The sequence below is a fragment of the Mesorhizobium sp. M1273 genome (assembly GCF_040318195.1).
In the GTDB taxonomy this organism is placed as follows: Bacteria; Pseudomonadota; Alphaproteobacteria; order Rhizobiales; family Rhizobiaceae; genus Mesorhizobium.
Window position 1 is genome coordinate 24,742 of record NZ_JAMYLV010000009.1, and the last position, 21,730, is coordinate 46,471.

Here is a 21,730-nt window from a genome sequence, read left to right on the forward strand (position 1 = left end):
CCCGGCAGGACGAACGGCTCAGCTCCGGAACGTGGTCAGGAATGGCCGTTCGCCGGCAAGCGCTTACTTGACTGGAGTAACGTCGCTCTTGAGCCATTTAAGCGACAGAGTTTTGATCGTGCCGTCGGCGGTCGCGGCGTCGATGGCGCCGTTGAGCATGTCTTTCAGCTTGGTGTCCTCTTTGCGGATGCCGGCCCCTGAGCCAAGACCGAAGAGACCCCCGACAAATCCTGGTCCTGCAAGCGTATAGTCGCTGAACTCCGGCTTGCTCAGCGTGGCGGCCAGCGCTGTCTGTTGCGCGAAGAGCGCGTCGATGCGACCCGCGGCAAGATCGAGATCGTGTTGCTCGGTGGTCTTGTATTCGCGAATCTCGGCGACGTCCGAGAAGTATTTTTTCAGGAATTCCAGGTTCGCCGTTGCAGCCTGAACTCCAATGATCTTTCCCTTCAGCAATGGCTTGAGCTTGTCGATTGCCGCCTGCGAAGTGGCTTCATTGTCCAGCTTGAACCGCTCGTTGGAAATGCCGAGCTTGCCCAGTTCGCTATCCTTGGCGACCGCGAAACCTGAGGGGTCAACCGCATATGGCTGGGTAAAATCAATGACCTTCAGACGTTTTTCAGTGATGAACATGCTCGCCATGATCACGTCGAACTTGCCGACGGTCAGCGCGGGGATCATGCCGTCCCAGTCCTGTGCGACGATCTTGCACTCGATCTTCATTCGCCCGCACAGATCATTGGCGAGATCGACTTCGAAGCCGTCCAGCTTGCCGTCGGCTGTTGTGAAATTCCAGGGCGCGTAGGCTCCTTCGGTGGCAATGGTAATTGCCTTTGGTGTTTCTTGTGCAACGGCGGCCTGGACCAGGCCGAACAGGACCGACGCAATGGCTGCGATGCGGCTAATTTTCATGTCATTCTCCTCTTTTTTGCCGGTACGGCAGTTCCCTTTCGTCGTGCCGGATTATCTTTCGGCTTCAACGAGTATTCCCTAGCGGCGGCCGGGACTTGCGAAGTTGGCCAGAAGCGGCGCTGTCTCGACGATATGATCCCGCATGACGATCTCAGCCTTGCCGGCGTCACCTGACCGCAGCACGTCGATCAGGATCTCGTGCTCGGCACGCGCGCTGGCGGGCTTGTCGACATAGTCGAACCAGATGCGCAGGTAGGGTTCGATCACGACGTGCAGGCTGGCAATCTGCCGGACGAGTTTGGGTCGGTTGCTCAGTTGGCAAATCTGCAAATGGAAGGCCTGATGGCGCACGACCCAGTCGCTGCTGCCGGTCTGGCTGGCGCGCTCCATGCGGTCCAGCTGGCGTTCCAGTTCTTCAAGCACTTCGGCATCGATGTGCGGCATGGCAAGCCTCACCGCCAGCCCTTCGAGCACCGAGCGTATTTCAAAGGTTTCGTAGATCTCATCGAGGGTAAGCCCGGCGACGATGCAGCCACGGTTCGGGCGAATGACCACAAGACCTTCCGCGGCCAGTTGGCGGAATGCTTCGCGAACCGGCATGCGGCTCATGCCGATTTCCGTCGCGATCTCTTCCGGGATCAGCCGGTCCCCGGCCCGGTAACGCCCCATCCTCAGGGCCCGCTGAATGTGGCGATAAGCCTCCTCCTCGGCGGTCGTGATGCCCAACGGCTCGATTGCGTCAGCTGCCATGTCCCTGGTCCGATCAGAGCGTATCTGTGTATCCACTTATCCAGTTATCGAAACCTGTGTCAAGCACCGATGCTTGGGCGCTTTAGAATTTCTCTTGTGAGAATAAGCACTTGGCAGGGGAAATCGGGCTAAGCACACCGTGATCGGCTAAGCCGCTGATCGGCCTACTTTTCAACGTCCGGCAAAAGGCCCGCCGCTCCATTTGCGAAGCGGCGAGGCCCCATATTCGGGGACGATTGCCGGGATTTCCCGGCATTGCCTGCAGTGCAATTCAGGTGCCAGATTTGTTGATCCAAAACGGGTCACCGCACCGGAGGCGCCAACGCGGACCTTCCGCGATCACGCTACTGCCGCGCTTTGCCGTTCCTGCTATGTTACTTTGCGGCGGACGTAATTTTTCCGCCTGGCCGGCGCCCCATCAGGCAACTTACCCCAACGCGCCCCCCAGTGGCGCCGGCCAATTTCCCCTTATTGGGGCACGGGCGCGCCGATTCCGTTATGCGCTTTCGAGCTATGGCAATCCGCCGGCGAGCCGCCTTGTCCAGCTTGCAACCATCAGTCCGCACGCGATTCCCGCGCAGTCGGCGACCCAGTCGAATAGATCCGGGTCGCGCCCTATCAGTCGCACGGCCTGAAGCCCCTCGATCGCCGCGCCCGTGAGAACGAGGAGTACGATCAGCTTCGCCTTGCGTTCCGGCCAGCCGAAACTTCCGAGAGCCGCCAGGACGACGAAGGCGGCGGCGTGATTGAGCTTGTCGTGATCAGACGTGAAAGCCAGGCCAAGGCCCCGCAGGACTTGCTCCGGCAAAAGGGCGAACAGCAGAACGCCGGCAAACGCGGCCGTAAAGGCAAACCTTGCCACGATCTGATAAGAATCCAGGCGCGACAAGGATAGAATGGCCTTTCGTCCGAAATCTGCAGGGAGCATCGGCCGCTGAATCGAGAGCGAGTGCTGCGTCCAATTTCCGCCGTCGGGGCGTCCGGTGCATCGTCAGAATGAATGAATGCATCGGGTCAGCCGCTGGGCAGACCGAACTGCTGGGAGGGCTCTGCAATGGTGCGGCTTCCGCGATCACGCAATTACCTGCTGCGCCGGCGCGGCTACAATCTGGCTGCGGCGGACCTGATTTCCGCTTGGCCGGCGCTGCGTCAGGGCACCTTACCCCATGCCACACGAAGCGGCGCCGGCCAGAATTCCATCGATTGCGTGATGACCGACCCGCGTCAAAAAAGCCCGCCGCCCTGTCGGACGACGGGCTCCGTTGCCTGGGCGCCAGGGCGCCGCGGTAGCGACAGATGTTACTAATGCTCCCGCAGGCCTCCAATATGCTGCTGCCGAACGGCGTTGCGCATCGGCTAAACAAACGAAGCCCGCGCCTCTGGCGGAGGGCGCGGGCCGATCGGGTTGCACCCGATCTGCAGCAGAAACCTGGGAGGTTCCCGCTGCTTAAGATAACAATTAGAGATTTCTAATGTTCCGCGCCAGGGGAAGATGCCGCTGCACCAGAAATCTGATGCTCGGCGCGATGATGATCGAGCCGTCAGTTCGTGCGCAAGTCGATCCGGAAAATCCGCTCGTCGAAGTGCCGCGTTTCAACGGCAAAGGTCAAAGCCACTTCAAGGACCAGACCGCCACGGTCGTCCCGGACCTTGACTGCAATCCTGCGATGAGGAAGGCCATCCCTGGCCATCTCGGCCAATGTGCGAAGGGCTTCTTTCCTGACCAGCGGGAGATCGTCATATAACGTTCCCTGATCGTCGGAATAGACAATTCCGTCTTCATCGGAATCGAAGAAGTAGCGGGGCATTGCGCTTGGCCGAAGCGGCGGCATCCGGGCACGTTGTCGATAGCTGGCCGGATCTCGGCCGATCGCGATCAGTGCCTTTCCACCGTTGGCTTCGCCGCCAGCTCACTTGCGCTCGCGCAATGCCTTCACCGCCTGCGAGAGGATCATCCGGTCGCCGCCGGTCCTTTTGATCAGCTTGCTCACCTGGCTGGGCGAAACACCATTTTCCCGCGCGAAATATTCGACCTCATAATATTCATCCGCCGAAACGCGATTGCGGTCGCTGAAGTCTCGCTTGCTCTTGTCATCGGCCATTTCCGCTCTCCTCGCCCCTTCTCTTCGCTTCAGGGGGTCAACTTTGGTGCACACAGCAATTTGAGGGTTCGCCCGCCACAAAGTGACGCGCGAACCCTTATCGGCGCAGGAAGGGACAGTGCTGCGCAGATGCCGGGTTCGATCGGAATGGAAACAGCCTGGACCGGTGCGAGCAACCGTCGACCTTTTCCATGGAATCCTCCCGGAACGTGCAGCCAGCAACGGCCACGCGCCGCCACGGTTCCGGGTCACGCGGCAAACCCACCCTTTGCGCGCAAGGATCAGACTTAGGTCCTGCGGCAACACGTCGGTTGGTCCCTGCCGGGCGGGACCGAAGCCCCGTCGACGGAACGTTTTCAGCTGCCTTCCGTTCGAGTGAGCCTTGGCGTGAAGAGCGGACCGAGTTCGCAAAGGAGACGACCATGAGAATGCATCTTTCCACCGCGGTGGCGGGATTTTTGCTGCTGGCAGGCATCGGCGCCGCTGCGGCGCAAGACGTTGTCATCGAACCGCAGCAGGAAACGATCATCAAGGAGTATGTGAAAAAGCAGCCGCTGGCCTCGGTGAAAATCCCTGGGGTGGAGCTCAATATCGGCTCGACGCTCCCCGATACCGTCGAGCTTCATGAAGTCCCCAACGTCAAATACCGCTATGTCGTCGTCGACAACCGCACCGTCGTCGTCGACCCAGGCACGCGCAAGATCGTCAAGATCATCGAGTGACGTGAAAGCTCGGGCAGTCGTCGCCCGCCGCTCGGAAATGCGCGGCGGGCGACGTATGCGTTAGGCGGTTCCTCGGCGTCGTCGCTCAGCAGGAACCCGCCGTACCGTCGAGGCGGGGGCCTCACAGGCAGTTTCAATGCGAACAATCAGCAGACTTTTTGATTCCCATGACCAGGCGGCGCGAGCCGTCGAAGCACTTCAGGCGGCAGGAATTGCGCGCCACCAGATCAGTATCATCGGACCCTACGACGACGAAATCGGCGCCGTCTTGCGCGGTCCAGGCACCGGTGCCGCCCTCGGCGCGGCGGCGGGTTTGTTGGCCGGCCTCGGCGCCTTCGATATCCCCGGCATCGATCCGCTCGGCGCGGGATGGCTGGCATCGGTCCTCGTCGGTGCAGTCTTGGGCTGCGTTGCCGGCAGACTTTTCGGCGCATTGTCCGATATCGGCAAGCTGCCAGGCAAGCCGGATGCCGCACAAGGTGTGATCCTGCTGCTGGCGCATGTCGATGAAAGGCAGGCAGACAGCGCACAGGCGGTGCTTGGGGCTTCCGTTCAGGCAACGCAGTCCTTGGCCAGGGCGGCATGAAGGTTCAGCTCGGGCAAAGCGCTTGACCAGGCCGCGCAGCGGGGCGGCGATCCAATCGCGAATTCAAAAATCTCTGGCAAGCCGCCGCCAGAAAGTGTTGAACACCGTGCCGATCACATTCGGCGAGCGGTTGCGCTCGGCGAGGCTTGATGATTTGCTGTCGGTTTGCGGAGAACGAATAATGCATGAGCCTGTCGGTCAAGACGAATATGGGTCGACCAGCCCGTTCGATCCGGACGATCTGTCGAGGTTGAACGCAATCGGCCCGAGCGCCGGCAGCAACGATTTCGAAAAATACGCAGTCGCCGTGATCATCGTGTTCGGCGCCCTGATCATCGGTGGCCTGATGGCTGCCGGCTTGAGCTTCGGGCGCCGCAGCACCTTCTTTTTCGCGCTTGGCGGAGCCACCGCGGCATGGATATCCGGCAATGCGCTTCTGCTCGACCGGCCACGCATCTACGCCCTGTTCGTCGGCATCGCGGCGCTGATGCTGATAGCGTCGACGATCGCGCTGGTCACCTGATTCAGAGCGAAATTGTTGACCATGATCTTATCCGAAAAACCGATTCCCACTCTTGGGGTCTAATACCCGATAGCCTTGCCGGATGCGGCGCGGCTGTCGATGGCGCCATTGTAGCGGGCGCCGCCGCCCTTCTCGATTTCCGCCAGGCTCTTGCCGCCGACCAGGATGCCGGTCGCCTGGCCCCAGGTCGTGTCGGCAAGATCGAGGTGGTAGCCCATGCCGGTGAGCAGCTTTTCGGTATCGGGCGACAGGCCGAAACGTTCGATATAGACCGTGTCAGGCAGCCATTGGTGATGGATGCGCGGTGCGTCGATGGCCTCCTGGATGTTCATACCGTGGTCGACGACGTTGACGATCGCCTCCAGCGTGATGGTGATGATGCGTGAACCGCCGGGGCTGCCGATGACCATGAACGGCTTGCCGTCTTTGGCGAGGATGGTCGGGCTCATCGAGGACAGCGGCGTCTTTTTCGGCGCGATCGCATTCGCCTCGCCCTGGACCAGGCCATAGAGATTGGGCACGCCGGGTTTCTGGGTGAAATCGTCCATCTCGTTGTTGAGCAGGATGCCGGTGCCGGCGGCGACAACGCCGGCGCCGAAAGAGCCGTTCAGCGTGTAGGTTACCGCGACGGCATTGCCATCATTGTCGATGATCGAAAAATGCGTCGTCTCGTTGCTCTCGCCAAAACCCTTCGGCATCAATTCCTGCGAGACGCCGGCCCGGAACGGATCGATCTTTTCGCGAATTTCCCTGGCGTAATTCTTGTCGAGCAGTTTTGCGACCGGATTGTCGATGAAACCGGGATCGCCGAGCGCCGAATTGCGGTCGACATAGGCGTGGCGCATCGCCTCGACCATGACGTGAACCGTCTCGGCCGAACCGGCGCCGAGATAGGACAACGGATAGAACTCAAGCACGTTGAGGATCTCGCAGATGATGACGCCGCCGGAGCTCGGCGGCGGCGAGGAAATGATCTCGTAGCCGCGATAATTGCAGGTCACGGGCTTGAGCTCGCGCACCGCATAGCTTTCGAAATCAACCCTGGCCAGAATGCCGCCCTTCTCCCCACTCGCCCTGACGATGGCGTCGGCGGTCGCGCCTTTGTAGAAGGCATCCGCCCCGCGTTCGGAAATGGCGGCCAGCGAAGCCGCGAGGTCGGGCTGAACAAGACGCTCGCCGACAGCATAGGGCTTGCCGTCCGGCTTGAGGAAAATGGCCGCCGCCGCTGGGTCCCTTGCCAACCGCTCCGCGCCGCCCTGGAGCGAGGCCGCATCGCCCTGCTCCAGCACGAAGCCTTCCTTGGCAAAGCGGATGGCCGGCGCCAGCAAGTCCTGCCGCGACAGCGTGCCGTATTTCTCCCGCGCCATCTCGAAACCAGCGACCGAGCCCGGCACGCCGATCGCCAGATAGCCGTCGAGACTGGCGCCTTTTACCGGCTTGCCGTCCTTGTCGAGATACATGGTTTTGGTCGCGGCCAGCGGCGCGCGCTCGCGAAAATCGAGGAAGGTCGAGCGGCCGTCCTTGAAGCGGATGGTCATGAAGCCGCCACCGCCGATATTGCCGGCGGTCGGGTAGACCACGGCCAGCGCATAGCCGACGGCGACCGTGGCATCGACCGCGTTGCCGCCCCTCTTCAGCACCTCGACGCCGACCTCAGACGCAAGATGCTGGGCGGTCACCACCATGCCGTGCTCGCCCTTCGCCGGCTGCGGCGAGGCGGCATAGGCGAGGAAGGGTACGAAGGTCAGGGTGAGGGAAAGGCTTACGGCAATCAGCGTCCGGCGGAAATTGTGCATGGCCGTTCTCCGAGGCTTGGGGTGGGCCTAGGAAAGCGGTTTGGGGAGGTCGAGTCTACTGCGAAGATCGAAAGAATCGGGAGGGTTCGCACGCCTGTGCCGGTTCGCCTCGCAACCGCCGTTGCAATCTTCGGCGACTGCAACGGCATGGATCCTAGGGTCTCCGCTACGTCGCTTCGCTCCTGCTCCGCCCTAGGATCCATGCCGTAACTTCTGAGCGCCGCAGCGTTGGTAGCAAGGCCACGCTTCATCGCGGCTCTCAGAATTTTTCAGTTACACAGCAACTTTGTTCTTGCTTTGTGCCGGCAGCTATGCTATTAATTTGGTAATGGTGCTAATTGGCTCCAACGACCCGCCCTTCGTGGCGGGTTTTCATTTTCAGCCAATATCAAACAATCCCGCCGCCGACGCTCGCCACGGCCGGCCGTTCCGCTGCAACCTTCGCCCGGTAGCCCGCGGCGCGGTAGGCGGCGACCGGATCGATGGCGCCGCCGGTCTTCAGCCGCGCCATGGCAAGGATAGGCCGCAGCCACTGAGCATGGTACAGGCGCAAGCATGGCTGATCCGAAGCAATCCCAGATCCACAACTTCAAGGACGTAGCCCGCGGGCCTGAACGCGACGACGAGAAGCCCTTGGGCGAGCGGCTCAAGAAGCTGGTGAAGTACAAGCGACAGAGAATTTGACGTGACCGACGAGCAGTTGGTTTTGGTAGCGATCCCATCGCTTGTGGCGGTTCTGCTCAATCGCGAACAGCAAAAGGGCTCGCCTTTGACTGAGGACGAAGTCGTGGCGATCAGGGACAGCGCCGCATGCATGGCGATGCCATACGACGTCGCCGCGCAGGTGGCGGAGAAGCGCGGCTATGATGACATCAGGCTTGAGAATGCTTGGGAAGACTGGAATGCGGTCCGCCCAAGCCTGGGCTTATAAACGCAACAATCGCGATTGATTCGCACCGACGACCCGCCTTAGGCGGGTTTTCGTTTTTCAGCCAATATCAAACAATCCCGCCGCCGACGCTCGCCACCGCCGGCCGTTCGGCTGCGACCTTCGCCCGGTAGCCGGCGGCGCGGTAGGCGGCGACCGGATCGATGGCGCCGCCGGTCTTCAGCCGCGCCATGGCAAGGATAGGCTCGACGTCGGTGCGATAGGCTGTCTTCAGCGTCTGCGTCGCCATCAGCGCGTCATTAGCGTCCTGGAAGCCTTCGAGCGCCTTGCGGTCGACCAGCAGCGCCTGCGCATAGGCGCGCTGCACCTCGACCGCCGACAACATCAGGCTTTCTATCGGATCGGTGACGTTATGGCTCTGGTCGAGCATGTGGGCCGGATCGAAACCTTCGGCACCGGCAAGCTCGGCATCGACCAGTTCATTGAAGACGAGGAACAGCCGGTAGGGATCGATCGAGCCGGCGTCGAGATCGTCGTCGCCATATTTCGAATCGTTGAAATGGAAGCCGCCAAGTTTCTTGAACTGGATCAGTCGCGACACGATCATCTCGATGTTGACGTTGGGGGCGTGATGGCCAAGGTCGACCAGACAGAACGCCTTGTCGCCAAGCTCGTTGGCGATGATGTAGTTGGTGCCCCAATCCTGCACGACGGTCGAATAGAAGGCCGGCTCGTACATCTTGTGCTCGGTGAACAGTTTCCAGCCGTCCGGCAGTCCGGCATAGATCTCCTTCATCGCGTCGAGATAGCGCTCGAATGCCTTGGCGAAATTGACCTGGCCGGGAAAGTTCGAGCCGTCACCGATCCATACCGTCAGCGCTTTGGAGCCCAGCGTCCTGCCGATCTCGATGCATTCGAGATTATGCTCGACCGCCTGCCGGCGTGTCGCTGCATCGGCATGCGACAGCGAGCCGAATTTATAGGAAAGTTTTTGGTCCCTGGCGTCGGAGAAGGTGTTGGAGTTGATGGCGTCGAAGCCGAGGCCGAAGCGGGATGCCGCCTGCTTCAGCCGGTTCGGATCGGCCTTGTCCCAGGGAATATGCAGCGAGACGGTCGGCGTCGCCTGCGTCAATTGCCGGATGACGGCGCAGTCCTCGATCTTGTCGAAAATGTCACGCGGCTCTCCGGCGCCGGGAAAGCGGGCAAAGCGGGTGCCGCCGGTGCCGACGCCCCAGGACGGGATGGCGACGGCGAATTTCTCGACCTTGTCGCGGATGGCGTCGATGGCGATGCCGCGGCGGTCGAGGCGCTCGCCGAGGGACTCGTAGTCGCGCTTGAGATTGGCGTTGCGCGCGGCATTATCTTTCTCGACAACATCGGCGGAGATGATGGTTTCGGACACTAAAGTTTCCTCCCAAATGCGTTCGGTTGGCGCTGCCCCTCATCCGCCTGCCGGCACCTTCTCCCCGTATGGTAACGGGGAGAAGGGTAAAGCTCCGGCGTCGGCGCCAACCCTCAAACGACTGCTTATCGCGTAAAGCTCTGTGCGTTGCCGGCGTCGACGTTGATGATGTTACCGGTCGATTTGGCCGACATATCGGAGGCGAAGAAATAGATCGCCTCGGCGATGTCTTCGGGGAACACCGACCGCTTCAGCATCGAACGCGAGCGGTAGTGCTCCTCGAGATCGTCGGTCGACATCTTGTAGGCGGCGGCGCGCTGTTCCTTCCATTCGCCGCTCCAGATCTTCGAGCCGCGCAGCACGGCGTCGGGGTTGACGACATTGACCCTGATCTGCGCTTCCGCGCCTTCCAGCGCCAGGCAGCGTGCCAGATGGATTTCGGCGGCCTTGGCAGTGCAATAGGCGGCGGCGTTTGGCGATGCGGCAAGCCCATTCTTGGAGGCGACGAAGACGACGTTGCCGCCGATCTTCTGCGCCCGAAACAGCCGGAACGCCTCCCGCGAAACCAGGAAATAGCCGGTCGACAGGATGTCCATGTTCTTGTTCCACAGCGTCAGCGTGGTGTCCTCGATCGGCGCCGAGGAGGCCAGGCCGGCATTGGAGACCAGAATATCGATGCCGCCGAATTCGACCGCCGTTTCGGCAAAGCCGGAGATCACCTGATCCTCGGACGTGACGTTGATGACTACGGGCCGCACGAAATCCTTGCCATAGGCCTTGGCAAGCTCGTCATTGGCGCCGGCAAGGGCTGCTTCGTCGATATCGGCCAGCACGACGCACGCGCCCTCGCGCAGCAGCCGGTTGGCGGTGGCCCGGCCAATGCCGCCGGCGCCGCCGGTGACCAGCGCAATCTGGCCGGCAAGAGCCTTTGGTTTCGGCAGGCGCTGCAGCTTTGCCTCTTCGAGCAGCCAGTATTCGATGTCGAAGGCTTCCTGGTCGGGCAGGCCGACATAGGTCGAGACCGTCGAGGCACCGCGCATGACGTTGATGGCGTTGACGTAGAACTCGCCCGATATGCGCGCCGTCGCCTTGTCGCCGGCGAAGGTGAACATGCCAACGCCGGGCATCAGATAGACGACGGCGTTCGGATCGCGCACCGGTGGCGAATCCGCGTGCTTGCAGCGGTCATAATAGGCCTGATAGCCGACGCGATACTCCGCCACATCATCGGCAAGACGGGCAATGACGGCATCGACGTCGGGATTTTGGGGGTCGAACTCGATGACGAGCGGCCGGATCTTGGTTCGCAGGAAGTGGTCCGGGCAGGACGTGCCGAGTGCCGCCAGCGGCCGCAAATCCCTGGAATTGACGAATTCGAGCACGGCAGGGGAATCGTCGAAATGGCCGAGCTTGTGGCTGTTCTCCGAGATCAGGCCACGGATCCTCGGCATCAGTTTTGCGGCCGCGGCGCGACGCGCAGGCGCATCGAGGGATTTGACGACTTCGCCGCCGAAAATCGGCTTGCCCTGGCTCTTGCGCTCGAACCAGTCGATCGCCTGGTTGATCACCGAGATCGTCGTCTCGTAGCATTCCTTCGGCGTGTCGCCCCAGCTGAACAGGCCATGACTGGCCAGTACGACACCCTTGGCTTCGGGGTTTTCGCGGCAGAATTTCTCCAGCCACAGGCCGAGCTCGAAGCCCGGACGTTTCCATGGCAGCCAGCCGATCGTGTCGCCGAAGATCTCCTTGGTCAGCGCCTGCGAATCCTTGGCGGCGGCAATGGCGATGATGGCATCGGGATGCATATGGTCGACAAAAGGCTTCGGCACGAAGGCATGCAGCGGCGTGTCGATGGAAGCCGCGCGCGGGTTGAGGTTGAAGGTGCAATGGGGCAGATAGCCGACCATCTCGTCTTCATGTTCGAGGCCGCGATAGAGACCTTTCAGCGCGCGCAATTTGTCCATGTAGAGCGTGGCGAAGCCGTCGAGCTTGATCGAGGCGCTGTCGCCGCCCGAGCCCTTGACCCACAGCACTTCCACGCTCTCGCCGGTGAGCGGATCGTTTTGCCAGATCTTGGAGGAGGTGTTGCCGCCGCCATAATTGGTGACGCGCTTGTCGGAGCCAAGAACATTCGAGCGATAGACCAGACGTTCGGGCTCGCTCATTGCTTGCGCTTTTGCGTCATCCCAAAGATTGGCGAGGCGCGTGCCGGAGCGCTTGTCGAGCATAGGTATCCTCCCTTTGGGACACGCAAACGGCGCGGGTCCCTTTTGTACGAATTTCTACGCAAGCAGCGGCCTTGTCAATCACAAACGATCAATATCAGTCATATTGCATTGCACAATGAAATTATCTGATCGGAAATGATTGACACTGCGCGCTTTGGGTGACTAGATGCTCCGGCAGGGAGGAACCATGCACGAGAAAGAGCGCCACAGGATCATTCTGTCCGCCGTCCAGGAAAAGCCTGTGGTGACGGTGCAGGAGATGGTCGACCTGACGGAGTCGTCGGAGGCGACGATCCGGCGCGACATCGCGGCATTGCATGTGCAAAAGCGGCTGCGCCGGGTGCGCGGCGGCGCCGAGGCGCTTTCGCCGCCGCAGTTCATCGGCCTTGCCGGCCGGCCCTTTTCCGTCAACGAGACCATCAACGCTTCGCAGAAGCGGGCAATCGCGCGGGAAGCCGTGGATCTGTGCAAGGACGGCGAGCCGATCATCATCAATGGCGGCACCACCACCTTCCAGATGGTGCATTTCCTGACCGGCCGCCGCATGCCGATCTTCACCAATTCCTTCCCGATCGCGGAGCACTTGCTCAGGCACTCCAAGAACACGGTGATGCTGTCGGGCGGCACCATCTACCGCGAGCAGAACATCATCCTGTCGCCGTTCGACAATGACGTGACGCGCAATTTCTACGCGCGCCGCATGTTCATGGGCGCGCAAGGGCTGGGGCCGCTCGGTCTTATGGAAGGCGACCCGCTGCTGATCCAGGCCGAGCAGAAACTGATCGACCAGGCAGACGAATTGGTGGTGCTGGTCGATTCCTCGAAGTTCCGCAAACGCTCGAGCCTGATCCTGTGCGGCCTGTCGCGCATCGCCACGGTGATCACCGACGACGCCATCGAGGATCGCGAAGCCAAGATGCTGGAGACCGCCGGCGTGACGCTGATCATCGCCCGCACAACGGCAACCAACAAGGAAGAATCTTCGCTGCAGGCCTGAGAACCACTCACGCCCGCAGCGGCGATGGAATGCAACGCTCAAGGGAGGATATTCGATGAGCTTTCTGAAGAAATTGATGGTTACGGCGGCGTTCTCCGCCGCCATGTTCGTGAATGCCGCCTACGCCGAAAACGTCAAGATCGCGCTGGTGGTGAAGTCGCTCGGCAACGGCTTCTTCGACGCCGCCAACAAGGGCGCCGAAGAGGCGGCCAAGGAACTCGGCGATGTCGACATCATCTACACCGGCCCGACCAAGGCGACCGCCGAAGCGCAGATCGAAGTGGTCAATTCGCTGATCGCCCAGAAGGTCGATGCCATCGCCATTTCGGCGAACGACGCCGACGCGCTGGTGCCAGTGCTGAAGAAGGCGATGCAGCGCGGCATTACCGTCATCTCGTGGGATTCAGGCGTCGCGCCGGAAGGACGCCAGCTTCACCTCAACCCCTCCGATACCAACCTGATCGGTGAGACCATCATCAAGCTGGCCGCCGACTACCTGCCGGAAGGCGGCGATGTCGCCATCCTGTCGGCTTCTTCGACCGCGACCAACCAGAATGCCTGGATCGACGCCGCCAAGAAGGTGCTGCCGGAGAAGTTCCCCAAGATCAAGCTCGTCGCCACCGTCTATGGCGACGACGACTCGGCCAAGAGCACGGACGAAGCCAAGGGCCTGCTGAAGTCCTATCCGAACCTCAAGGCGATCATCGCACCGACCACGGTCGGCGTCGTTGCCGCCGCGCAGGTGGTGACCGATGAAGGCCTGATCGGCAAGGTCAACGTCACCGGCCTGGCGCTGCCGTCGGAGTTCAAGAAGTTCATCGACAATGGCGCCAGCCAGGCGGTTGCGCTGTGGAACCCGATCGATCTCGGCTACTCCGCCGTCTACCTCGCCCACGACCTGGCGGTGAAGAAGGAAGAGGCCAAGCCCGGTGCTACGCTGTCGATCGGCCGCGTCGGCAAGGTCACGCTCGACGACACCAACTCGGCTGCGATGGCTCCGCCCTTCCAGTTCGACAAGTCGAACATCGAAAAGTTCTCCAAGATCTATTGATCCTGGGACCTTCGAAACGGTGCGGCGGGGCTCAGGTTCCGCCGCGCTTTCAAACGAACCTTGCTACAGGGCTTGATACGATTATGGACACGACAGCCCAGCACGAAGTGGCACATGAAGCGCCTTTGTCATCCGGACCGCGCCTGACGCTGTCCGGCATCTCGAAAAGCTTTCCCGGCGTGCGGGCGCTGCACAATGTCGGCCTGTCGCTGTATCCCGGCCAGGTAACCGCGCTGATCGGCGAAAACGGCGCCGGCAAGTCGACGCTGGTCAAGATCATGACCGGCATCTACCAGCCGGATGCTGGCACGATCAGCATCGACGGCCAGCCGGTCACACTGCCCAGCGCCCACGCCGCGTTCGGGCATGGCATCACCGCCATCCACCAGGAAACCGTGCTGTTCGACGACCTGACGGTGGCCGAAAACATCTTCCTCGGCCATGCGCCGCGCACGCGTTTCAAAACCATCGACTGGCGCACCATGCGCAAGAATGCCCGCGAGGTGCTCGACACGATGGGCGCCGGCCATATCGACGCCGACGCCAGGCTGAAGGATCTCGGCATTGCCAACAAGCACCTAGTCGCGGTTGCCCGCGCCATGTCCATCGACGCGCGGATCGTCATCATGGACGAGCCGACGGCAGCGCTTTCGATGAAGGAGATCGAAGAGCTTTTCCTGCTGATCGAATTCCTCAAGAGCGACGGCAAGGCGATCCTGTTCATCAGCCACAAATTCGATGAGATCTACCACATCGCCGACCGCTATACCGTGTTCCGGGACGGCGAGATGGTCGGCGAAGGCCTGATCAAGGACGCCGGCCAGAGCCAGATCGTGCGCATGATGGTCGGCCGCTCGGTCGATCACATCTTTCCGCAGCGCAAGGCCGAGATCGGCGCGCCGGTGCTGGCCGTCTCCGGCCTGTCGCACCCGACCGAGTTCGACGACATAGGCTTCGAGCTGCACAGGGGCGAAATCCTCGGCTTCTACGGCCTTGTCGGCGCCGGGCGCAGCGAGGTGATGCAGGCGATATCAGGCATCACCCGCACCAGCGGCGGCACGATCACGCTGGAGGGTAAGGCAATCGCGCCGAAATCGGCGGCGGATTCGATCGACGCCGGCATCGTCTATGTGCCGGAGGAGCGCGGCAAGCAAGGCGTGGTGATCGGCCTGCCGATCTTCCAGAATGTCTCGCTGCCCTCGCTCAAACGGACATCCAAGTCCGGCATATTGCGGCTGGCCGAAGAGTTCGCGCTGGCCCGCTCCTACACCGAGCGGCTCGATCTGCGCGCCTCCTCGCTCAGCCAGGACGTCGGCACGCTGTCGGGCGGCAACCAGCAGAAGATCGTCATCGCCAAATGGCTGGCGACCGCGCCCAAGGTGATCATCCTGGACGAGCCGACCAAGGGCATCGACATCGGCTCGAAGGCGGCCGTGCACGGCTTCATGGCCGAGCTCGTCGCGCAAGGCCTGTCGGTGATCATGGTGTCGTCCGAATTGCCGGAAATCCTCGGCATGTCGGACCGCGTCGTGGTTATGCGCGAGGGCCGCATTGCCGCGGTCTACGACAATAAAGGGCTCGACGCCGAAACCTTGGTCAGGACGGCAGCGGGGATCGCGGCATGAAGGCTCTTCTCAAACATCGCGAGGTCTGGCTGCTGGCGGCAATCGCCGTGCTGATCGGGCTGATCTCCACGCGGTTTCCAGGTTTTGCCGATCCGGCCAACCTGCGCCAGGTGTTCAACGACACGTCGATCCTGATGATCCTGGCGCTCGGCCAGATGGTCGTCATCCTGACCCGCTCGATCGACCTGTCGATGGCTTCAAATCTCTGCTTCACCGGCATGGTGGTGGCAATGCTGAACGCCGCGCATCCGGCGATCCCGATCCCGCTGCTGATCGTCATCGCACTTCTGGTCGGCCTGGTGCTCGGCGCCATCAACGGCCTGCTGGTATGGCGGCTGAACATTCCCTCGATCGTGGTAACGCTCGGCACCCTCACCATCTACCGCGGCGCCACGTTCGTCATTTCAGGCGGCGCGTGGGTCAACGCCGACCAGATGAGCGCTGAGTTCATCGGGTTGCAGCGCGCGGCTTTCCTCGGCATTCCGGTTCTGTCCTGGATCGCCCTGCTGGTCATTGCATTGTTTTTCCTCGTGATGACGCGCACCGCGCTCGGCCGCTCGATCTATGCCATTGGCGTCAACCCGACCGCATCGGTCTATGCCGGCATCGATGTCGGCCGGACGAAATTCATCGTCTTCTGCATCTCGGGGATGATCGGCGGCCTCTGTGGCTATCTGTGGATCTCGCGCTACGTCATCGCCTCGGTCGAGGTCGCGAATGGCTATGAGCTCAATATCATCGCCGCCTGCGTCATCGGCGGCATTTCGATCGCCGGCGGCATCGGCTCGGTCGGCGGCGCCGTGCTCGGCGCGCTGTTCCTCGGCATCATCTCCAACGCACTGCCGGTGATCAACATCTCACCCTTCTGGCAGATGGCGATTTCAGGCAGCGCCATCATCCTGGCCGTGGTGCTCAACGCGCGCGGCGAACGCCGGCAAGGCCGCATCATTCTCAAAAAGGCGGAAGCGGCATGACCGATACCCCTGCCCCACGCCACATTCCCGATCGGCTCGACAAGCCGTTCACCGCGGCGGTCTTCTCCTGGGAGGCGCTGCTCGTCGCGGTGGCGGTCGCCATCTTTGCCATCAACAGTTTTGCCTCGCCCTATTTCCTCGACCCATGGTCGCTGTCGGACCTGACCTTCAACTTCACCGAAAAGGCGCTGATCGCGCTGGCCATGGCGCTGCTGATCATCTCCGGCGAAATCGACCTGTCGGTGGCCGCCATCATCGCGCTGGCGTCAACAATGATGGGCATGGCGGTGCAGGCCGGCGCCGGCACGCCTGAACTGGTGGCAATCGGCCTCGTCGTCGGGCTCGGCTGCGGCGCCTTCAACGGACTGCTCGTCACCAGGCTCGGCTTGCCGTCGATCGTCGTCACCATCGGCACGATGAGCCTGTTTCGCGGCATTGCCTTCATCATCCTCGGCGACCAGGCCTACAAGGGCTATCCCGCGAGCTTCGCCTTCTTCGGCCAGGGCTATGTCTGGTGGGTGGTGTCGTTCGAACTGACGCTTTTCCTGATCGCGGCAGTCGTCTACTGGTTCCTTCTGCACCGGACGAGCTTCGGCCGCCGGGTCTTTGCCATCGGCAACAACCCGGTCGCGGCGCAGTTTTCCGGCGTACGCGTCGGCCGTATCAAATTCATCCTGTTTTGCCTGACCGGCCTGATGGCGGGCATCGCCTCGGTGCTGATCACATCGCGGCTCGGCTCGACCCGGCCGTCCATCGCACAGGGCTACGAGCTGGAAGTCATCACCATGGTGGTGCTTGGTGGCGTCAGCATCCTGGGCGGGGCCGGCAGCATAGTCGGCGTCGTGCTCGCGGCCTTCATCATGGGGCTGGTGACCTTCGGCCTCGGCCTGCTCAATGTGCCAGGGATTGTTATGTCGATCTTCATCGGCCTGCTGCTGATCATCGTCATCGCGCTGCCGATCCTGTGGCGGCGAGTACGGCGGGAGCGCTTTGCCTGATGCCGGAGAAATACGCGTTCAAGATGAAGCTCAATCCGGGCATGAAGGCCGAATACAAGAAGCGCCACGACGACATCTGGCCGTCGCTGGTCGCGCTGCTCAAGCAGGCCGGTATCTCCGATTACTCGATCCATCTCGACGAAGAGACCAACACCTTGTTCGGCGTGCTGTGGCGCCGTGACGACCACGGCATGGACGAATTGCCGAAGCATCCGGTGATGCAGCGTTGGTGGGCCGAGATGGCGGACATCATGGAGACCAAGCCGAACAACGAGCCGGTGGCGGTGCCGCTGGAAACAATGTTCCATATGGAATGACCCGCCACGTCGCCGTCATCGATATCGGCAAGACCAACGCCAAGGTGGCGCTGGTCGATCTTGCCGCAGCAAGCGAAGTCACGCTGCGCAGGATGGTGAACGAGCCGGTTCGGCAAGGCCCATACCCGCACCATGACGTCGAGCGGTTATGGGCGTTTATCCTTGGCAGCCTGGCCGAGATCGACTGCGAGCAGCGCATCGATGCGATATCGATCACCACCCATGGCGCAACGTCCGTGCTGGTCGACGCATCAGGCGAACTGGCGCTGCCGGTGCTCGACTACGAATTCGATGGTCCGGATGCCTTTGCCGGGGACTATGACACGATCCGTCCGGCGTTCTCCGAGACCGGCACGCCGCGCCTGCCGGCCGGCCTCAATCTCGGCGCGCAGCTGTTCTGGCAGCAGAAGCGCTTTCCGGCGGATTTCGCCAGAACCGCCGCGATCCTGATGTATCCGCAATACTGGGCCTTGCGCCTGACCGGCGTCGCCGCCAGCGAGGTGACTTCGCTCGGCTGCCACACCGATCTGTGGAACCCGTGGAAAGCGGATTTTTCGTCGCTGGTCGACCGGCTGCAATGGCGCCGGCTAATGGCGCCGGTGCGGCAGGCCAAGGACCGCCTCGGGCCGATCCTGCCCGCGCTTGCGACACGGACCGGGCTCGACCCGCAAACGCCGGTGTTTTGCGGCCTGCACGATTCCAACGCCTCGCTGCTGCCACATCTCCTGTCCGACCGACCGCCTTTCTCCGTGGTCTCGACCGGCACCTGGGTGGTGTCGATGGCGGTTGGCGGCAACAAGATCGCGCTCGACCCGGCCCGCGATACGCTGGTCAATGTCAACGCGCTCGGCGATCCCGTGCCGTCGGCGCGCTTCATGGGTGGCCGCGAGTTTTCCGTGCTGACCGAGGGCCAATCGGAGAACTGGACGGAAGACGATGTTGCCACGGTGCTGGCGCGCAAGACGTCCCTATTGCCCTCGACCCAACAGGGTTCGGGCCCGTTTCCGCATCATACCGCATCATGGCTTAACGCGGACGGTATGAGCGTCGGCCAGCGCTTTGTCACCATCTCGTTCTACCTGGCGCTGATGACCGCGACCTGCCTCGACCTGATCGGCGCGGACGGTCCAACCATCGTCGAAGGACCCTTCGCCCGCAACCGGCTGTTCACCCGCATGCTGGCTGCGGCGACGGCGCGTGGCGTCATCGCCTCCGAGGCCGCCACCGGCACCAGTATCGGCGCCGCCTTGCTGGCGTCGGACCAGGGGACACCGCAAGGCAGAGGCGAAAGGACCGAACCGTCGGCCGATCCACTCTGGACAAGTTACGTGCGCTCCTGGCGTTCAGCGGTCGACGAACGAGCCTGACCGCCGAGCTCATGGCGCCCTGATGTCCGGAGATGCCTAGCCCGCATAGAGCAATCCTTGCGGGTCGATCTCCGGCTTGCGGCCGGCGACCACATCGGCAAGGAACTTTCCCGAGCCGCAGGCCATGGTCCAGCCGAGATGACCGTGGCCGGTGTCGAGGTAGAGATTGTCGTACCGCGCCCGGCCGATGACCGGCACAGAGTTCGGCATCATCGGGCGAAGTCCAGCCCAGAGCTCGGCCTTGCTCTCGTCGAAAGCGCCGGGGAACAGGTCCTTGGCGGTGTTCAGGATCGAGTTGAAATCGCGTGGCTTGAACGTGCGGTCGAACCCGGTGAACTCCGCCGTCGAGGACATCCGCAGCCGATTTCCCAGCCTGGAATAGCCGATCAGCCGGTCCTCGTCGGCGCCACCCATGATCGGCCCCTTGCTTTCATCTTCCAGCGGAACAGTCACGGTATAGCCCTTCACGGGATAGACGGGCAGATCGATGCCGTAGCGGCGGCCGAGCAGACCGCTCTCCGGCCCCATGGAAATGACCACTGCGTCACCTGCCACCGGGCCGGCCGAGGTCATCACGGCGCGCACCCGATCGCCGTCGATGTCGAGGCCTTCGACCGTGGTGCCGTAGAGGAATTGGACGCCGAGTTTCTCGGCGGCATAGGCAGCGAGGTTCTGCGTGAATTGACTGGAGTCGCCGGTCTGGTCGATCGGCGAATAGACGCCGCCGGCTATCTTGTCCTTGGCGCCGGCAAGGCCGGGCTCGAGCTCGACCAGCCGGTCGCGGCCGACGATCTCGATCGGCAGGCCGTGTTCGCCGAGATAACGATAATTGTCGGTGCCGGTATCAAAGCTCTGCTGCGAGCGGAAGAAATAGAGAATGCCTTTCTTGCGCTCGTCATAGTGGATGCCGGTTTCGGCGGAGACGGCGTTGATGCAGTCGCGCGAATAGAGCGCCAGACGCAGCTTGACGTCGGTGTTGGCGCGCATGCGCTTATGCGTGCACTGGCGCAGGAAGCGCAGGCTCCAGGCGAAAAAATACGGATCCAGGCGCAGCCGCACCTTGATGCCGAGATCGTGGTTGTAGAGGCCGCGCAGGAACGTCTTCAGCGCGGCGGGCGAGGCCCAGGCGGTGGCATCCCCGGGCGACACCAGGCCGGCATTCGACCGGCTGGTGCCGCGTGCCGCCGCCGGATGGCGCTCGATCACCGTCACCTCATGGCCGTCGCTGGCCAGATAAAAGGCCGCCGCCGTACCGACGACGCCGGCCCCAAGCACCAGGATTTTCATTCCGCCCCCAGCCCGCTGAACCAACCTTTGCGGAGAGCCCACTTCACCCCAGAGCCGAATTCTTGCTGGTCAGGATGCGCTCCCAGGCAAGCGCATCGGCAACGATCTGGTCGAGGTTGTCGCGCTGCGGGGTCCAGCCGAGCTCGCCGCGCGCCAGCTCCGAATTGGCGACGACCGCGGCGGCGTCGCCGGCGCGGCGATCGCCCATCCGCACGTCGAAATCATGGCCGAAGACGCGGCGGACGCTGTCGATGACCTCGAGCACCGAATACCCGTGGCTGTAACCACAATTGGCGACCAGGCTCGATCCGCCGGCACGCAGCCGCTGAAGCGCCAGCCGATGCGCCGCCGCCAGGTCGCTGACGTGGATATAGTCGCGCATGCAGGTACCGTCCGGCGTCGGATAGTCGGTGCCGAACACCTGCATGAAGGGGCGCTTGCCGAGCGCCGTCTCGCAAGCGACCTTGATCAGATGCGTGGCACCGGGCGTCGACTGGCCGGTGCGGCCCTTCGGATCGGCGCCGGCGACGTTGAAATAGCGCAGCGCCGTATAGCGCAACCCATGGGCAATTGCCGCGTCGCGCAGCATCCATTCACTCATCAGCTTGGACAGGCCATAGGGCGATTCCGGCGCAAGCCGGGCATCCTCGCGCACCGGCTCCAGGCCGGCGCCGCCATAGACGGCGGCGGTCGAGGAAAAGATGAAATTGGGCACGCCTTCGCACACCGCGGTCTCGATCAAGGTGCGCGTGTTGCAGGTGTTGTTCTCGTAATAGGCAAGCGGGTCAGCGACCGATTCGGGGACCACGATCGAGCCGGCGAAATGGATGATCGCGTCGATCTTATTGTCGCGAATGATCGAAGCGACCAGTTCCCTGTCGGCGACGTCGCCGACGACGAGCTTTGCTTCCGGGGCCACCGCCCATTCAAAGCCGGTAGAAAGCCGGTCGAGGACGACGACGCTGTCGCCCGTGTCCAGCAATTCCCAGACCATATGGCTACCGATATAGCCGGCACCGCCTGTCACCAAAACCGTCATCCGCATCCTCGCTATTTATGATTTATCGGAACTGTCTCAATCGTCGCCGTACTGGAAAATCCGCCGCCAGGCCATTAAAACCTGCGGTAACCAGTCTCATCGGCGCGTGGCATTGTCCTGAAACAAGATTGATCCACATCAAGGGAATAGGCCACGTTCCGTGGTCGT

General features: G+C 62.2%; 22 protein-coding genes and 1 pseudogene. 12 read left to right on the plus strand and 11 right to left on the minus strand.

Features of this window, described 5'->3' with window-relative positions; all coding sequences use genetic code 11:
- Positions 1–63 precede the first annotated feature (63 nt).
- The 5 genes from NKH30_RS12150 to NKH30_RS12170 form a co-directional block, all read right to left on the minus strand.
- Entirely contained in the window at positions 64–909 is an 846-nt protein-coding gene (locus tag NKH30_RS12150; RefSeq protein ID WP_352470146.1) for a transporter substrate-binding domain-containing protein, read from the minus strand.
- Between the two features lie 78 nt (positions 910–987).
- Positions 988–1,635, minus strand: a complete 648-nt coding sequence (locus tag NKH30_RS12155) for a GntR family transcriptional regulator (protein ID WP_352683191.1) — start codon at positions 1,633–1,635, stop codon at positions 988–990.
- A gap of 535 nt (positions 1,636–2,170) precedes the next feature.
- Complete coding sequence (locus NKH30_RS12160; RefSeq protein WP_352501727.1) at positions 2,171–2,548, minus strand: VanZ family protein; 378 nt, start codon at positions 2,546–2,548, stop codon at positions 2,171–2,173.
- A gap of 652 nt (positions 2,549–3,200) precedes the next feature.
- Positions 3,201–3,467 (minus strand): DUF6894 family protein, encoded by a 267-nt coding sequence (locus NKH30_RS12165; protein WP_352501726.1) that lies wholly within the window; start codon positions 3,465–3,467, stop codon positions 3,201–3,203.
- A 102-nt stretch (positions 3,468–3,569) separates the two neighbouring features.
- Complete coding sequence (locus NKH30_RS12170) at positions 3,570–3,761, minus strand: DUF3606 domain-containing protein (RefSeq protein WP_023719459.1); 192 nt, start codon at positions 3,759–3,761, stop codon at positions 3,570–3,572.
- 422 nt (positions 3,762–4,183) lie between these two features.
- Here NKH30_RS12170 and NKH30_RS12175 point away from each other — a divergent pair, with 422 nt between their 5' ends.
- The 3 genes from NKH30_RS12175 to NKH30_RS12185 all read left to right on the plus strand — a co-directional run bounded on the left by NKH30_RS12175 (position 4,184) and on the right by NKH30_RS12185 (position 5,592).
- Positions 4,184–4,483 carry a DUF1236 domain-containing protein gene (locus NKH30_RS12175; protein WP_352470142.1) on the plus strand — a complete coding sequence of 100 codons (300 nt, stop codon included), beginning with the start codon at positions 4,184–4,186 and terminating at the stop codon, positions 4,481–4,483.
- A 136-nt stretch (positions 4,484–4,619) separates the two neighbouring features.
- Entirely contained in the window at positions 4,620–5,069 is a 450-nt protein-coding gene (locus tag NKH30_RS12180; protein WP_352775778.1) for a hypothetical protein, read from the plus strand.
- A 181-nt stretch (positions 5,070–5,250) separates the two neighbouring features.
- The gene (locus NKH30_RS12185) at positions 5,251–5,592 is read left to right on the plus strand and encodes a hypothetical protein (RefSeq protein ID WP_292663955.1); all 342 of its coding nucleotides are present in this window, start codon (positions 5,251–5,253) and stop codon (positions 5,590–5,592) included.
- A gap of 59 nt (positions 5,593–5,651) precedes the next feature.
- Here the strand turns inward: NKH30_RS12185 and ggt are convergent, their stop codons facing one another.
- Together ggt and NKH30_RS12195 are read right to left on the minus strand one after the other, a co-directional pair.
- Positions 5,652–7,388: a gamma-glutamyltransferase gene (gene ggt / locus NKH30_RS12190; protein WP_352813656.1), complete on the minus strand. Its 1,737-nt coding sequence runs from the start codon at positions 7,386–7,388 to the stop codon at positions 5,652–5,654.
- A 388-nt stretch (positions 7,389–7,776) separates the two neighbouring features.
- Positions 7,777–7,917 (minus strand): annotated as a pseudogene (locus NKH30_RS12195) (sugar isomerase); the annotation flags it as partial.
- 26 nt (positions 7,918–7,943) lie between these two features.
- Between NKH30_RS12195 and NKH30_RS12200 the strand changes: the two are divergent.
- Together NKH30_RS12200 and NKH30_RS12205 are read left to right on the plus strand one after the other, a co-directional pair.
- Positions 7,944–8,072 carry a hypothetical protein gene (locus NKH30_RS12200; protein ID WP_352813657.1) on the plus strand — a complete coding sequence of 43 codons (129 nt, stop codon included), beginning with the start codon at positions 7,944–7,946 and terminating at the stop codon, positions 8,070–8,072.
- A 1-nt stretch (position 8,073) separates the two neighbouring features.
- Positions 8,074–8,319 (plus strand): hypothetical protein, encoded by a 246-nt coding sequence (locus NKH30_RS12205; RefSeq protein WP_352813658.1) that lies wholly within the window; start codon positions 8,074–8,076, stop codon positions 8,317–8,319.
- A gap of 67 nt (positions 8,320–8,386) precedes the next feature.
- Here the strand turns inward: NKH30_RS12205 and rhaI are convergent, their stop codons facing one another.
- Both rhaI and NKH30_RS12215 read right to left on the minus strand, forming a co-directional pair.
- Positions 8,387–9,679 carry an L-rhamnose catabolism isomerase gene (gene rhaI, locus NKH30_RS12210; protein ID WP_352470137.1) on the minus strand — a complete coding sequence of 431 codons (1,293 nt, stop codon included), beginning with the start codon at positions 9,677–9,679 and terminating at the stop codon, positions 8,387–8,389.
- A gap of 125 nt (positions 9,680–9,804) precedes the next feature.
- Positions 9,805–11,907 carry a bifunctional rhamnulose-1-phosphate aldolase/short-chain dehydrogenase gene (locus NKH30_RS12215; RefSeq protein WP_352613935.1) on the minus strand — a complete coding sequence of 701 codons (2,103 nt, stop codon included), beginning with the start codon at positions 11,905–11,907 and terminating at the stop codon, positions 9,805–9,807.
- 187 nt (positions 11,908–12,094) lie between these two features.
- Here NKH30_RS12215 and NKH30_RS12220 point away from each other — a divergent pair, with 187 nt between their 5' ends.
- The 7 genes from NKH30_RS12220 to NKH30_RS12250 all read left to right on the plus strand — a co-directional run bounded on the left by NKH30_RS12220 (position 12,095) and on the right by NKH30_RS12250 (position 19,236).
- Positions 12,095–12,904 carry a DeoR/GlpR family DNA-binding transcription regulator gene (locus NKH30_RS12220; protein WP_023677380.1) on the plus strand — a complete coding sequence of 270 codons (810 nt, stop codon included), beginning with the start codon at positions 12,095–12,097 and terminating at the stop codon, positions 12,902–12,904.
- A 55-nt stretch (positions 12,905–12,959) separates the two neighbouring features.
- Entirely contained in the window at positions 12,960–13,955 is a 996-nt protein-coding gene (rhaS, locus tag NKH30_RS12225; RefSeq protein WP_352541324.1) for a rhamnose ABC transporter substrate-binding protein, read from the plus strand.
- An 83-nt stretch (positions 13,956–14,038) separates the two neighbouring features.
- The gene (locus NKH30_RS12230; protein WP_352685301.1) at positions 14,039–15,580 is read left to right on the plus strand and encodes a sugar ABC transporter ATP-binding protein; all 1,542 of its coding nucleotides are present in this window, start codon (positions 14,039–14,041) and stop codon (positions 15,578–15,580) included.
- Positions 15,577–16,554 carry an ABC transporter permease gene (locus NKH30_RS12235; protein ID WP_352501720.1) on the plus strand — a complete coding sequence of 326 codons (978 nt, stop codon included), beginning with the start codon at positions 15,577–15,579 and terminating at the stop codon, positions 16,552–16,554. Before NKH30_RS12230 ends, NKH30_RS12235 begins: the two co-directional genes overlap by 4 nt.
- The gene (locus tag NKH30_RS12240; RefSeq protein ID WP_352501719.1) at positions 16,551–17,552 is read left to right on the plus strand and encodes an ABC transporter permease; all 1,002 of its coding nucleotides are present in this window, start codon (positions 16,551–16,553) and stop codon (positions 17,550–17,552) included. The genes NKH30_RS12235 and NKH30_RS12240 overlap by 4 nt, the downstream gene beginning before the upstream one ends.
- Positions 17,552–17,869, plus strand: a complete 318-nt coding sequence (gene rhaM, locus NKH30_RS12245; protein WP_352470130.1) for an L-rhamnose mutarotase — start codon at positions 17,552–17,554, stop codon at positions 17,867–17,869. Before NKH30_RS12240 ends, rhaM begins: the two co-directional genes overlap by 1 nt.
- Positions 17,866–19,236: an FGGY-family carbohydrate kinase gene (locus NKH30_RS12250; protein ID WP_352995590.1), complete on the plus strand. Its 1,371-nt coding sequence runs from the start codon at positions 17,866–17,868 to the stop codon at positions 19,234–19,236. Before rhaM ends, NKH30_RS12250 begins: the two co-directional genes overlap by 4 nt.
- Before the next feature lie 36 nt (positions 19,237–19,272).
- On the opposite strand, the gene NKH30_RS12255 is transcribed toward NKH30_RS12250, so the two are convergent.
- A complete protein-coding gene (locus tag NKH30_RS12255; RefSeq protein WP_352813661.1) occupies positions 19,273–20,523 on the minus strand; it encodes a D-amino acid dehydrogenase in 1,251 nt (416 codons plus the stop codon).
- Positions 20,524–20,566: 43 nt separating this feature from the next.
- Positions 20,567–21,562 carry a UDP-glucose 4-epimerase GalE gene (gene galE, locus NKH30_RS12260; protein ID WP_352813663.1) on the minus strand — a complete coding sequence of 332 codons (996 nt, stop codon included), beginning with the start codon at positions 21,560–21,562 and terminating at the stop codon, positions 20,567–20,569.
- Between the last annotated feature and the right edge of the window lie 168 nt (positions 21,563–21,730).

Bases quoted from the DNA above. Each gene is read 5' to 3' on its own strand.
- NKH30_RS12235 (WP_352501720.1), top strand. From the start codon at position 15,577: ATGAAGGCTCTTCTCAAACATCGCGAGGTCTGGCTGCTGGCGGCAATC.
- NKH30_RS12255 (WP_352813661.1), bottom strand. From the start codon at position 20,523: ATGAAAATCCTGGTGCTTGGGGCCGGCGTCGTCGGTACGGCGGCGGCC.
- NKH30_RS12175 (WP_352470142.1), top strand. From the start codon at position 4,184: ATGAGAATGCATCTTTCCACCGCGGTGGCGGGATTTTTGCTGCTGGCA.
- NKH30_RS12215 (WP_352613935.1), bottom strand. From the start codon at position 11,907: ATGCTCGACAAGCGCTCCGGCACGCGCCTCGCCAATCTTTGGGATGAC.
- NKH30_RS12150 (WP_352470146.1), bottom strand. From the start codon at position 909: ATGAAAATTAGCCGCATCGCAGCCATTGCGTCGGTCCTGTTCGGCCTG.
- NKH30_RS12250 (WP_352995590.1), top strand. From the start codon at position 17,866: ATGACCCGCCACGTCGCCGTCATCGATATCGGCAAGACCAACGCCAAG.
- NKH30_RS12165 (WP_352501726.1), bottom strand. From the start codon at position 3,467: ATGCCCCGCTACTTCTTCGATTCCGATGAAGACGGAATTGTCTATTCC.
- NKH30_RS12170 (WP_023719459.1), bottom strand. From the start codon at position 3,761: ATGGCCGATGACAAGAGCAAGCGAGACTTCAGCGACCGCAATCGCGTT.
- galE (WP_352813663.1), bottom strand. From the start codon at position 21,562: ATGACGGTTTTGGTGACAGGCGGTGCCGGCTATATCGGTAGCCATATG.
- NKH30_RS12220 (WP_023677380.1), top strand. From the start codon at position 12,095: ATGCACGAGAAAGAGCGCCACAGGATCATTCTGTCCGCCGTCCAGGAA.
- rhaS (WP_352541324.1), top strand. From the start codon at position 12,960: ATGAGCTTTCTGAAGAAATTGATGGTTACGGCGGCGTTCTCCGCCGCC.
- NKH30_RS12180 (WP_352775778.1), top strand. From the start codon at position 4,620: ATGCGAACAATCAGCAGACTTTTTGATTCCCATGACCAGGCGGCGCGA.
- NKH30_RS12240 (WP_352501719.1), top strand. From the start codon at position 16,551: ATGACCGATACCCCTGCCCCACGCCACATTCCCGATCGGCTCGACAAG.
- ggt (WP_352813656.1), bottom strand. From the start codon at position 7,388: ATGCACAATTTCCGCCGGACGCTGATTGCCGTAAGCCTTTCCCTCACC.
- NKH30_RS12200 (WP_352813657.1), top strand. From the start codon at position 7,944: ATGGCTGATCCGAAGCAATCCCAGATCCACAACTTCAAGGACGTAGCC.
- NKH30_RS12185 (WP_292663955.1), top strand. From the start codon at position 5,251: ATGCATGAGCCTGTCGGTCAAGACGAATATGGGTCGACCAGCCCGTTC.
- rhaM (WP_352470130.1), top strand. From the start codon at position 17,552: ATGCCGGAGAAATACGCGTTCAAGATGAAGCTCAATCCGGGCATGAAG.
- NKH30_RS12230 (WP_352685301.1), top strand. From the start codon at position 14,039: ATGGACACGACAGCCCAGCACGAAGTGGCACATGAAGCGCCTTTGTCA.